Consider the following 13,271-nt stretch of genomic DNA (forward strand, 5'->3'; position numbering starts at 1 on the left):
CTTCATGTTTTTCCATTAGGATACTTATTGTGTATCGCTATTTCAGGACGGGACAGTTTTCAAATAAAAAAAGGCTTATAAAGAGTATCAATCTTTATAAACCCTTTTGGAAAAATGAAATAAAAATTACATTTTAAATATATTTTTATACCACGGTTTTTTTTCTACGGCCACGCCATATCCATACCCGTACCCATACCCTTTAGTTGAATCGGTATCGTTAAGCAACAAGCACATATTGGGTAATTTTTGCTCCTTGTATAACGTATTCGGAATGTTTAACATGCGCTTTTCTAAGAAATTAGCACGAGCTACGTAAATAAAACAGTCTGCATGTTTAGCAATCAATAACGTGTCAGTTACCAAACTAACTGGTGCGGTGTCGACAATAATGTAATCGTATTTATTTTTTAAATCCTCAAAAAGAGTATCTACTTTTTTATTCATCAACAATTCCGCTGGATTGGGCGGAATTATCCCCGCAGGAAGCACATTAAAATCTTCAAATCCAGGATATTTCACAATTAGACTTTCTACATTAATGTCCTTCGAAGAGAGATAATTGGTTACTCCAACATCCGGCAAGGTTAAATAATCATCCAATCTAGGATTTCTAATATCCATACCAATTAACAATACTTTTTTTCCAGATAAAGCAAAAGTAGCAGCCAAATTAACCGAGACAAAGGTCTTTCCTTCTTTAGGAAAAGTAGAGGTCAGAAAAATAGTTTTCGCCTGACCCTCTGGCACTTTACTAAGCATAAATTCTAAATTCGTGCGGATAATACGTAAGGCCTCCGCAGAACTGGTGCGACTCTCCGCTTTAATCAGCTCTGATGGAGATTCTGAGGTAGGAACATCCCCAATAAATGGGATCAATGACTTTCCTTCCAGATCCAAACGACTCTTAATTTTAGTATCCAGCAAGTCGATCAAATATATAATTCCAAAAGGAATCAATAGTCCAATAAGCAAGGCTGCTAGGTAAATAATGCTCTTTTTTGGAGAAACCGGAAGCTCTGATCCTTTTGCCTCATCAACAACACGAGCAATAGCCTCTGTCGCTGCCATAGCAATGGCTGTTTCTTCTCTTTTTTGTAATAAATATAAGTACAACTCTTCCTTCACTTTTTGCTGCCTTGCAATGACGCGAAACTGGCGTTCTTGTACCGGAATTTTACCAATTTTACTATTTAATAGTCCTTCTTGGCCGTTCAAATCTCTTTTCTGGATTTGCAGGTTGGACTTCATTCGAGTCAAACTAGCCGATACATTAGACTTTAAAGACTCGATTTGTGAGTCTAGTTTAATAACCGAGGGATTTGACTCTGTAGCCGATTTTAAAATTCTATTGCGGTCCAATACCAATTTGTTGTATTCACCAATCAACTCAGTAGCGTCACCACTGATGATGTTATTGGGTAACAAATCAGCCTTTTTGCTTTTTTTCATAAAATCAAGCATAGAACCGATCATGTTCAACTGTATATCAGCCTCCACTCCCTTTTTATCGTATTCACTAGAACCTTCTATAAAAAGCTTGGCTTCTGTTTCGATATCCGTCAACTGGTTGGAGTTTTTAAAATCTTGCACATTTTGCTCTACTCCATCAAGTTCTTCTGTAATTAACGCCAAACGATTGGCAATAAAACGAGAGGTGTTCTCCGAGATGAAATTTTTATCTGCTGCAGCGTCCTCGTTGTAATTTTTAACCAAATTATTTAAGAAATCCTCCGCTTTTTCCACCACAGGATCTACCAGAGAAAGTTCTACCACACTACTAGTCTTGCTTAACGGATTCACAGTCAATCGAGATTTGTAGCTGTTTACTACTTTTTCCAGAGGCGTAATGACAATCTGAATCGTTGTCGCCGATTCTCCATGAGATAACGGATGTACTAATGATTTGTTAATCACAAAAACCCCTAACTTGGAGGGTATTGATTCTCCATAACGGTAGGATACTTTAGGAGCAAGTAACATTTTTTTCTCCGCTTCCTCTAGCAATTCAAAGGAATTGGGTGCAATCGCCTTAAATTCAAAGGCAGCAGTCCTATCTTCAAAATCTTTACTTTTATTTAAAAAAGTAACGATGATGGGTGTGTTTTTATACAAATCACTGCTGATAATTTTACCTTGCGACACTATCGTAACATCACCATTCATCTTCCGCAGGGTGATTTCTACCAGCGTGCGTGACTTTAAAATCTCAATTTCATTATCTAAATTGCTTTTTACACCCCCAATACCCATATCTGCAAATGCAGACAATTCTGAGGACAGTCCGCCTTTTTTTTCATCTTTAACCAGTATTGTGGTGGCCGCTTTATATTGGGGTGCGGTGTACCTTAAATACACGTACGCTATTGACAAACTGATCATTATACCCAACAAAAACCACCTCCAATGTGCGGCATATTGATCTACGATTGCTCTAAAGTTAAAATCCTGTTCTGAATTTTCGTTTAACATATTATTTTCCATAAAATTGATTTATTTGGAAGAGGTAATAATTAGTGTAATTAATGTAATTAGGAGGGAGGAAACAGAAATAATCACCCCTGTGTTCGGACCCACTGCTGCCCCGTTGATTCGACTTTTATTAGGCTCTACATATACAACGTCATTTTGAGCCAAATAATAAAAAGGAGAATTTATAAAATTAGCATTGGTAATATCAACTCTATTAAAAGATTTTACCCCATTGGTTTCTCTTATAATCAGTATGTTGTTTCTTATACCATAAATGGTCAAATCTCCTGCTAAAGAAAGTGCCTCAATTAAAGTGATGCGCTCTGAATTTACAGGATACGATCCCGGAGCCGTTACTTCTCCTTGTATGGATATTTTAAAATTGGCGATACGGAGGTTGATGATTGGATTTTTAATATAGGTCGCAATTTTAGAATGTAATAGTTGCATTACCTCAGTTCGGGTAAGCCCACTCACTTTTAACTTTCCAATAATGGGAAATTCAATATTCCCATTCGCATCTACTAAATACAATTGCATGGTCATTTGACCTCCAGCGATTTTAAGGTCTGTGGTTTGTTGTGTAATAACCGAACTCAAGTTAAAAGGGGCTGCAATTTCAGGATCCTCTGCCGATACTATAATAGACAACAAATCATCTGGCTGTAATTTAATTTCATAAGAACTCCCTTTTTCTTGACTCTGCAAACTATCAATGCTTTGATAGTAAACAATATCTTTTTTAGAGGCACATGAAAAAAATAAGAATAGAAAAAATAACGGAGCTATTTTTTCTACAGAAAGAAAATATTTCATAAATACTATTTTATTTTTATTGGAAGAACTTGTCTAAAATTTAATTTTTAAGACTGCAAATATAGGCAATACAGCCTTATTACAAGTAAAAAAATCACGTTTGCAATTTTTTATTAATTCAAATTTATTAACTAATTTATTCAAAAAAATATTTCAATTCGATCGCTTGAAATTCAATGTCTTGTGAGTTTTTTCACGTTTTTTAAACGTATACACAAAGGCATAATTTTATGTACCAATCAGTTTTACAATCACATTTCTAATTCGGGCACGCGCTTCATCATCTAAATTAGAACCAGATGGCAGACACAAACCATTTTCAAAAAGCGTCTCAGCTATTGTAGTACCATAATACGAATACTGCTGAAAAATAGGCTGTAAATGCATCGGTTTCCATAACGGTCTTGATTCTATATTTTCAGCCTCTAATGCCAATCGCAACGTCTCGCGAGTTAACCCATTCACTACAAGCGGATCTACCACAATAGCACTCAACCAATAATTAGCAAAATAATCGGCATTAGGCACTGTAAAAACCGAAATACCGTCATACTTCTGAAATAAATCAGCATAAAAATCATGCATGGCTCTGCGTTTTTTCACATGAGAATCCAGTACTTCCATTTGCCCGCGACCTATTCCGGCACAAATATTACTCATGCGGTAGTTGTACCCTATGGCACTGTGCTGATAATGTGGCGCATCATCCCTAGATTGGGTCGCATAGAAAAGGGCTTTTTGCTTTAATGCTGCAGTAGGAGTCACTATAGCCCCACCACCAGAAGTAGTAATGATTTTGTTCCCGTTAAAAGACAACACCCCAATATCCCCAAAAGTACCGCACTTTTGTCCTTTGTAGGAACTCCCCAAAGCCTCGGCACTGTCCTCCAGAATTGGGATTTGGTAGGCATCGGCTACTGCTCGGACTGCCTCAATTTGATAAGGAACCCCATACAAATGAACGGCGATTATTGCTTTTGGTTTTTTGCCTTTGGCTATTTCACTTACTATGGCTTGCTCTAAAGCTACGGGACATAAGTTCCAGGTTTGTAATTCACTATCAATAAAAACGGGTATAGCGCCTTGATACAAAATAGGATTTGCTGATGCCGAAAACGTCATGCTTTGGCACAATACCACGTCCCCTGCTTGTACCCCTAACAAAACCAATCCTAAATGAATAGCCGCTGTACCGGAACTTAATGCTCCAACAGCAGCATCGTGCCCTAAATAAAATTCCAAATCTTGTTCTAAACCGTTTACATTGGGCCCTAAGGGTGCTACCCAGTTGGTATCAAAAGCCTCGTTTACATAGTTTTGCTCGTTTCCGCCCATGTGGGGTGAGGAAAGCCATATTTTTTGATTGTTCATGGTATGTATCTCAATAATGTTTTGTGAATAATTTTAAGGTCTCCGAGTAATGTATGGTTGTAATAGTATTGTAGATTGAGTTTTACCTTATCCGGAAAAATAACGATATCATTGTATTCCTGTGGATTTTTTTGTTGTTTTAAAAGTGCTTCTTCGTCAAAATATTTTAACGATGCCTCACTTGTTAAGCCGGGCTTTAATTGTAAAATGAGTCTCTCTTCCCCTTTCAAGTTGTTGTAATATCCCGACACATCGGGTCGTGGACCCACAAAACTCATGTCGCCAATCAGGATGTTAAATAATTGAGGTAGTTCATCCAGCTTGCTTTTTCTTAAAAAGTTACCCCACTTTGATATGGACTTACTGCCATCAAGCATTGATTTTATTTTAAAAATCCTGAATTTTTTTCCGTTTTGACCAATTCGATTTTGAGTAAAAATACCAAAGTAGCGGGTATCTATTGAGGCTGTAAGTAAAACTATCAAAATGAGCCAACACAAAAAAATAACTCCCGTTAGAGAAAAAATAAAATCAAAGATTCGTTTATTCACTTTTTCCGTCTAAGTTGTAATCCTTTGTTTTGACATATAATATTCTAAACAAAGTGTTGGATATTTTTTACTTTTCATTTCATTTAAAACTAAATCTACATCATGAAGAAATGATTTTAAAATTACACTTTTGGTTTCAGTGTTAATCTGTAAATAACAAGATTGATTTAAATATTGTCTATTTTGACCAATACTACCTGTGTTGTAGAGCATTTTATTCCCTACTTTTCTATAAAATTGTTGGTGTGAATGTCCAATTATAAAATCATTATTAATCTCTAAATTATGCAATGGTGTATCAGCAAAAATGTATGAATCATTTATTGTATGTTGTATCGTGAAATTATCAAAAATAAGTTTATCTTCATATTTTATCAAATCTTTGGTTAAATTCAAATCAAAATCAGAATAACATTTTTGAAAAAAAGTTTTTGCAATAATATTAGTACCACCGTAAATGCCATCGATATAAAATCTCTCATGATTTCCTTTAATCATTTTACATTTTGTTTCAGATTTTAAATAAGTTATACAATCATTAGACCAAGGTCCGTAATTTACAACATCACCATGTGAAACAAATAAGTCTGTAGCATCTTTCTCTATTTTAAAAAGTTTCTCTAGAGCAATCAAATTACCATGAACATCGCCAAATACAGTTATAATCATAATAGCATCATTTTAATTCCTTCTGAAAATTTTACTTTAGGCTGCCAATTTAATTCTTTTACAACTTTATCAATGTTAAAGTAGAATGATAATCCTGTTTCAACACCTGTAAATTCTATTGCGCAAGAAATATGACTTTGTATTTCTTCGCAAACTTCCAAATTTGAGTACGAAATACCTGTCGCTCCCACAACGGTTATATTGTTTTCATGTAATGCACTTGCAAAACACAAATCTACTGCATCGTCTATAAAAATATAATCTTGTTTACGCTCACCATTTCCAAACAGCACAATTTTCTTTTCTCTAGCCTTGGAAATCATTTGCGGCAGAAATGAATTATTAGAAATACCCGAACCATAAACGTAAGTCATCCTGATAATAGAATAATGTTTCATTGAAGAAACAACAAATTCTCCAGCTAATTTGGACAAGCCATAAAGTCCAGGAGATTTATAAGCTGAATTTTCATTTAAAATTTCATCATTTGAACCATATACATTTGTGCTTGATAAATAAATAAATTTAGCATTTGGAAATACTTTACAAAGCTGAATTAATTCTTCATTAATTCGAACTAAGTTTTGGTGTGATGTAGAATAATTTCCCGATAAAAAGTAAATATAATTTGGGTCGATAGATAGCGCGAATACTTCTTTTAAAGTTACAATCGTAGCATTTTTATTAATTGATTCATGGTTGCTATTGTAGACAGCGACAACCTCTTGATTATTTTCAATAAGTTTATTGACCAAACTACTACCTACAAAACCGTTTGCGCCTACTACAATTGAAAGTTCCATTTAATTATTTACTTAAATTAAAATTATAAAATGTTGCTGTTGGATTTTCTAATACATCCTCTGTGTTTAATTGGTTAAAATGATTTTCTTCAATAAAAATATCAGACCAAGTTCTAAAAATCATTCCATTTTTAAGAGTTGGAGCAATAATTTCTTCATCAAACAAAAAATATTTTAACAATGCTTCTACCTCATTAAACCCAAAAAAATGTCTTAAAGGAGTAGTACCACTAAAACGTCCATTTATTTCAAAAATAACTGGTTCACCATTAAGAATTCTAAACTGAAAATTTGCCGGACCGTCAGGATTTAATTTTTCTGCAATTTTTGTTATAACTGCATCGTATTTGGTAGAATTCTCATCTCGATAAGCTCTGTAAGTATTGCCATCTCTCAAATCTCTTCTTAATGTCGTTATTGCTTTACATTTACCATCCACAACAATGCAACCTGAGGTAAACTCGCCTAAATTGTCAGATAAAAATTGTTGTACGACCAAATTACTATTTTCATCGTAGATATCTAAGAGTTCTTCTAAATTGTGGATTTTTATCAATCCCATAGAGCGTGCACCATCAATGGGCTTTGCAAAAAGCGGAAATCCTATTTCATTTTGCAGTTCTAATAAATGTTCTTTATTAGTTGCCATGACTGACTTAGGATATGGGAAGTTATTCTCTTTCAAAAATTTTGCAGTCAAAAATTTATCATTTGCGATTGCAATAATTTCTTTATCACTAACTACAACTTTACAATTGTATTTGTTCAAAAAATAATCTTTTACTTCCGCAAACTTATAAAGTTCTACATCCGTACCTACTAAAATGGCACTAATTTCATGTTCAACTACAATTTTTTCAATGGCAAGGATATAATCTGCATCTGAAGCTTTTGGAATAGTTATCGCATAATCTCCAAGCCAATGACCTGTTGATCTGGAATCTGGATCGGCGGTAAAAATTTTCTTTGGGAAATTTGAAATCTGTAGTAACCTTAAAATTCCTTGTCCTAAAAGTGCGCCTGCACCTGTAACTAATATATTTTTTTTCATAATTTAACTTAACTCTTTTTATTATCAAATCTAGGCATGGTTGCATGAACATCAGAGGAAATATCTGATGATTTAATAATTTTCTTAATTGTTAAAATAATAATTTTTACATCAATATTTAAACTATAATTTTGTACGTACCAAACATCATACTCAAACTTTTGTTCCCAACTGATTGCATTTCTACCATTTACTTGTGCCCACCCGGTAATACCTGGTTTCACAAGATGTCTCTTTCTTTGCTCTATTGAATAGAGAGGCAAATATTCGGGTAAAAGTGGTCGTGGTCCAATTAAACTCATATCTCCTTTTAAAACATTTATTAATTGTGGAATTTCATCTATAGATGTTTTGCGAACAAATCTACCAATTTTTGTTAACCTTTGCGAATCTAACAATAAGTTACCATCGTTATCGCGCTTATCATTCATGGTTTTAAATTTCAAAATTTTAAATAGTCTTTCATTTTTACCGGGACGGATTTGTGTAAAAAAAGGTTTTCCATCATTAGCAATTAGTAAACCAATTGTAACCAATATAAACAATGGGCTCAACAATAAAAGTCCTATGAGAGAGGCAAAAAAATCAAATGTAATTTTAAAGAACGATTTATACATTTATTTTAACTTTAATAAGATTATAAGATCTGTCTATCAGATATTCCTTTTGCAATAAACTCCACGCATTTTCTTTCATTTTAGTATAATTATCTTCATCAGAAAGTATTTTTTCGATGGTAATTTGCATTGTTGTTTGATCACCCGAAATCACTTTGAAACCACAATTGTTACTCTCTATAACATTTCCAATATCTGTATTAGAATCCGTGGCAGCTATAATTGGCATTCTCATTTCTAAATAAGATAATAATCGTGATGGAAAATTAGGAATGGTAAAATCTTTATGCAAGAAAATTAAACCTACATCGCATGCTTTAAGTAATAAATCATAATCTTGCTTAGGCAATCCTGAAAGCAACATAGCATTTATAGGTTTATTCTTTTGAAACCATTTTTCTACTCTGTTGTATTCGGTACCTGTGCCGACTATTAAAAAAAAAACAGCTTCATTGGTAGTTCCTGCAATAGTATCTAACAAAAAATCGATGCCTTGTGGCTTACCTAAATTCCCCCCATATACAAATATTTTTTTATCCGATGGCAGATTATATTTTACTTTTATGGCTTCTTTTTGTTCTGGAGTTTGATTAAAAATAAAAGGCTCAATAGAATTGGGATTGATTTCTACCTTCTCAGCATTAATGCTTGGATTATGTTTTATAATAAATTTTTTATTTGCCTCAGACATGCAACCTATGGTATCTGAAATAGAGTATAACTTGCGCTCTTTTTTTAAAAAAATTTTGTGCAAAACACCGTTTTCTTTCATCATTTTCATATCAATCGCATTCTGAGGAAAGATATCCTTCAGCAATAAATACGAATAAGCACCATCGCGTTTTTTTATAAACTGAATCACTTTTGCAAAAGTTATTGGTGGTGTAGAATAAACAATTACATCAAATTTTACTTTTGAAAAATGAGACTTTATAGCAGATAAAAATTGATATTCAATGGCTAATGTCCCAAATCCTTTCTCTACAAGATTGGTTTTTTGTAAATTAAAAGTTTTTACATTTAATACTGTTCCTCCATTTTCAATTTGAACTGCCGTATTCTTCTTTTCGCGTCGTTCAACAGGGCAAACAGCATAAACGGAATGGCCTTCTTGGCTGAATTTACGCAGCAGGTCAGTATAAATTCCTCTATCTGAAAAGGAATTGATTTTAACCATCGTTAGAAAAAGTACATTCATATCATTATTCGCTCCAAACGGTTCTTTTGATATAATCCGTATAACTCAAAATAATACGCACCATTTTTTCGGATACATTTGGCATCGAATAATCGGCAACTTTTCTGAAATTACGTTCCTGACCTACTTTTTGATAGTGCAATTGTACCAATCCTTGCATAATACGCTCTGGATTTAAGCCTACCATCATCACCGAAGCTTCTTCCATCGCTTCGGGGCGTTCGTGTGCATAACGAATATTTAAGGCTCTAAAATTTAAAGTTGATGATTCTTCTGAAATAGTACCCGAATCCGATAATACTGCATACGAGCGCATTTGCAACGCATTGTAATCATTAAAACCCATTGGCTTTAAAAATTGTACGTTTTTATGCATTTCAATATTTTTTTTGTCAATCATGTTGCGTGTTCTGGGATGCGTACTCACGATAATGGGATAATTATACTTCTCGGCAATTAAATTCAAACTATCCATTAAACCATGGAAGTTTTTCTCACTGTTGATATTTTCTTCTCTGTGTGAAGAAACGACAAAAAACTTCCCTTCTTCTAAACCCAATCGCTCTAATACATCCGAAGATTCAATTGATGGTAAATAATGATTTAAAACCTCAAACATTGGCGAACCAGTTTTAATAATTCTATCGGCTGGCAAACCTTCTCGTAGCAAATATTCTCTAGCGATGTCACTATACGTTAAATTAATGTCAGACACATGGTCTACAATTTTACGATTGGTTTCTTCGGGAACACGCTGGTCAAAACAACGGTTACCTGCTTCCATATGGAAAATAGGAATGTGTCGTTTTTTGGCTGGGATCGCACAAAGGCAACTGTTCGTATCGCCAAGAACTAAAAAAGCATCTGGTTGTTCAGTTTCCAGCAAAGGATCTATTTTTATCAGTATTTGCCCAACCGTTTCTGTTGCTGTTGCTCCAGCAGCGTTCAAGAAAAAATCTGGTTTGCGAATTCCTAAATCATCAAAAAATATTTGATTTAGTTCATAGTCATAATTTTGTCCTGTATGTACTATAATGTGCTCAATCGCTTCGGAATGGTCTAAAGCGGCCATCACTCTCGATAATCGTATTATTTCTGGACGGGTTCCTACAACCGTCATCACTTTTAATTGTGCTTTCATAAACTTTATTTTTTTTAATCTGTAATCGTTGTTTTATTTCACGCAGATTTAAAAGATTAAAAGGATTTCTTCTATTATTGTATTTGAACTACTTAATTTGCTTTAATTAAATCATATAATTCTTTTAATTGTACTTTCATAATCTTTATTTTTTTGAACTTTTATCGTTGTTTTATTTCACGCAGATTTAAAAGATTAAAAGGATTCTTTTGTGTTGTATTTTACCTATTTAATGTGCTCTAAATAATTCTTTTAATCATGTATTCATAAACTTTATTTTTTTTAATCTGTCATCGTTGTATAATTTCACGCAGATTTAAAAGATTAAAAGGATTTCTTTTGAGTTGTATTTTATCTATTTAATTTGCTGTAATTAATTCATGTAATTATTTACAATTCTTTTTATATTCTCTTTTATGGAGTCAGTATTAAAATTCACCAACAAACCTAATGGTATTGTAGTTAGTTTTAAATAGGTTATGATTTGTTTATAATGAACTTTTGTCAATTCCTCAACAGATTTAAGTTCGATAATAACTTTATTTTCTACTAGAATATCAATTCTGAAGGCAACATCCAAAATTACATCTTCGTAACGAACTGGTAATTCTAATTGTCTTTTATACTCTAAGCCCGCCTTATCCAATTCATAACATAATGCAGCTTCATACACAGACTCAAACAAACCTGGACCTAATTTATTATAAACATTAAAAATACATCCTCTAATTTGATACGTTAATACCTCTTCATCCATTTTCAATCCTTTATTAATAATAATCTTTAAAATTAAAATTTGAAATAATAAAAAACCCTTAATATATATCCAAGAAATATAAAAACCAAAACTTTAAATTATAGAAAAATTCTTTAAATCTTTTAAATCTGCGTGAAATAAAAAAAATCTTTTAGTCTTTTAAATCCGCGTGCAAAATTTTAAACGTTTTCAAAATACGTATCGGGATCATTAGCATCATAAAACTCATTTATCCAGAAAATAGTATACAACTCCTCGTTACCCACATTTTTTATGTTATGCGTATACCATACTGGCATATCTACGTAAGCAGGTTCGTCCCCATTCAAATAAAAATCATGAGTATCTTGAGTCCCTATTTGTCGTAACTGAATTAATGCTTTCCCTTTAATCACTGCAAAACGTTCAATTTTTCTAGTATGAAAATGGTTCCCTCTCGTAATTCCTGGAACCGTTGTAGAGAACGAAACTTGTCCGCCTACATTCAATCGAATTACCTCTACAAACGCACCCCTTGGATCGGTATGCTGTGTGAATTTTACTGGAAAATGATTCGCAATATCCATGTAACAACGAAACGTATTGAATAAATTCACTTCAAACCTGTTATTTAGCGCTGGAATACTACCATTATCTTGATAGTCTTTTTTGTATTTTGCTAACAAGGACAGAATTTGCGAAACCTTAGATTCTGACGTATGTGCCACTAGTACTTCAGCTTTACTTTCCCCTGAACGAATTTCTTTCAAAATTTCGTTTACTAATTCCCCAACGTAAATTAGTTTTAAATCGCCGTCCACATCAATTATGGGCGTTTCGTTTCTGGCCATTTTATGACTAAAAGTAGCTACAACAGAATTATAATTGGGGTGCCCAAAAGGTCCAAAAACATTTGGAATAATTAAACCTGTAAAATGACCTTGCGCTTTTTTTGCCCAATTAGCCAATACTAATCTGGCTTCTTTTTTTGATTGACCGTACAAATTGTCTCGCTCTTCTTGAGTTGAAGATGAAAAAATGACATGTGCCTTACTGTTGATCGCTTCTAGCGCTACTACCAATTTAGTAGCTAAGCCTACATTAGTATCATAAATCACTTGTGGATCATTATGCCTGTTCATGGCTGCCAAATGGACAATCACATCACATTGCGTGACAAAAACATTCAGTTTTGCTGCATCCTCAAAATATTCTTTTTGAAAATCGACTCTTTCAAACTCCTCGGGAAACAGCGCCAAGGTATTGTACAAATGTTTGCCTACAAATCCGGCTTGTCCTGTAATTCCTATTTTTAGCATACTCTAATTCTTGTAAAAAGAAAATCCTTCTTATGTTGTAAAATAATTGATATCAAAACGGTATTCATCCTCAATTTCCCCCAATTCATAATCTGACATCAGTAACAATTTTGAAGAGGGTTCCAAAGCTTGAATGCTCGACACATATCCTGCAGGAACGTGCAATACACCCATATTCTGGGAATTCAGTATAAAATGATGTTGGTCTAAATCTAGCGAAGGACTAACCCAATCATCAATAGCAATAAGAATAATTTTAAAAGACCCTTGTACCACTGAAAACCAACGTTGCTCCACTTTATGACCTTGCCAACCTCTTATAAATTCTGTATGTCTATTTTGAATGGTATACATACGCTTTACTCCAAAGGCATTAAAGTCATTGTTGAACTGTAAAGTCCCACGCTCATCAGTATAACTATTTCCTATGATTACTTGCGGACTCCTTGTCATACTTTCGGATTAAAATACTATTTCTAATTGACCTAATCACTAATTAACGTAAACTCTAAACTAAACACTGAAAA

The 13,271-nt window shown here is 33.5% G+C and carries 13 protein-coding genes; all 13 read right to left on the bottom strand.

Features of this window, described 5'->3' with window-relative positions:
- Window positions 1-126 precede the first annotated feature (126 nt).
- Window positions 127-2,484 carry a GumC family protein gene (locus AC061C_RS14220; protein WP_478291718.1) on the bottom strand — a complete coding sequence of 786 codons (2,358 nt, stop codon included), beginning with the start codon at window positions 2,482-2,484 and terminating at the stop codon, window positions 127-129.
- A 9-nt stretch (window positions 2,485-2,493) separates the two neighbouring features.
- A complete protein-coding gene (locus tag AC061C_RS14225) occupies window positions 2,494-3,288 on the bottom strand; it encodes a polysaccharide biosynthesis/export family protein (protein ID WP_478291719.1) in 795 nt (264 codons plus the stop codon).
- Window positions 3,289-3,516: 228 nt separating this feature from the next.
- Complete coding sequence (locus AC061C_RS14230; protein WP_478291720.1) at window positions 3,517-4,659, bottom strand: DegT/DnrJ/EryC1/StrS family aminotransferase; 1,143 nt, start codon at window positions 4,657-4,659, stop codon at window positions 3,517-3,519.
- On the bottom strand, window positions 4,656-5,210 hold the full coding sequence (locus AC061C_RS14235) for a sugar transferase (RefSeq protein ID WP_478291721.1): 555 nt from the start codon (window positions 5,208-5,210) through the stop codon (window positions 4,656-4,658). Before AC061C_RS14235 ends, AC061C_RS14230 begins: the two co-directional genes overlap by 4 nt.
- A 9-nt stretch (window positions 5,211-5,219) precedes the next feature.
- Window positions 5,220-5,879: a metallophosphoesterase family protein gene (locus AC061C_RS14240; RefSeq protein ID WP_478291722.1), complete on the bottom strand. Its 660-nt coding sequence runs from the start codon at window positions 5,877-5,879 to the stop codon at window positions 5,220-5,222.
- On the bottom strand, window positions 5,876-6,682 hold the full coding sequence (locus AC061C_RS14245) for an NAD-dependent epimerase/dehydratase family protein (RefSeq protein ID WP_478291723.1): 807 nt from the start codon (window positions 6,680-6,682) through the stop codon (window positions 5,876-5,878). The genes AC061C_RS14240 and AC061C_RS14245 overlap by 4 nt, the downstream gene beginning before the upstream one ends.
- 4 nt (window positions 6,683-6,686) lie before the next feature.
- Entirely contained in the window at window positions 6,687-7,733 is a 1,047-nt protein-coding gene (locus tag AC061C_RS14250; protein WP_478291724.1) for an ATP-grasp domain-containing protein, read from the bottom strand.
- A gap of 8 nt (window positions 7,734-7,741) precedes the next feature.
- Entirely contained in the window at window positions 7,742-8,350 is a 609-nt protein-coding gene (locus tag AC061C_RS14255; RefSeq protein WP_478291725.1) for a sugar transferase, read from the bottom strand.
- On the bottom strand, window positions 8,343-9,548 hold the full coding sequence (locus tag AC061C_RS14260) for a glycosyltransferase family 4 protein (RefSeq protein ID WP_478291726.1): 1,206 nt from the start codon (window positions 9,546-9,548) through the stop codon (window positions 8,343-8,345). Before AC061C_RS14260 ends, AC061C_RS14255 begins: the two co-directional genes overlap by 8 nt.
- 4 nt (window positions 9,549-9,552) lie before the next feature.
- A complete protein-coding gene (gene wecB, locus AC061C_RS14265) occupies window positions 9,553-10,689 on the bottom strand; it encodes a non-hydrolyzing UDP-N-acetylglucosamine 2-epimerase (RefSeq protein ID WP_478291727.1) in 1,137 nt (378 codons plus the stop codon).
- Window positions 10,690-11,062: 373 nt separating this feature from the next.
- Window positions 11,063-11,446: a GxxExxY protein gene (locus AC061C_RS14270; protein WP_478291728.1), complete on the bottom strand. Its 384-nt coding sequence runs from the start codon at window positions 11,444-11,446 to the stop codon at window positions 11,063-11,065.
- 179 nt (window positions 11,447-11,625) lie between these two features.
- Window positions 11,626-12,744 carry a polysaccharide biosynthesis C-terminal domain-containing protein gene (locus AC061C_RS14275; protein WP_478291729.1) on the bottom strand — a complete coding sequence of 373 codons (1,119 nt, stop codon included), beginning with the start codon at window positions 12,742-12,744 and terminating at the stop codon, window positions 11,626-11,628.
- Between the two features lie 30 nt (window positions 12,745-12,774).
- Window positions 12,775-13,197: a WxcM-like domain-containing protein gene (locus AC061C_RS14280; RefSeq protein WP_478291730.1), complete on the bottom strand. Its 423-nt coding sequence runs from the start codon at window positions 13,195-13,197 to the stop codon at window positions 12,775-12,777.
- Window positions 13,198-13,271 lie beyond the last annotated feature (74 nt).

The organism is Flavobacterium sp. GNP010, assembly GCF_056428945.1.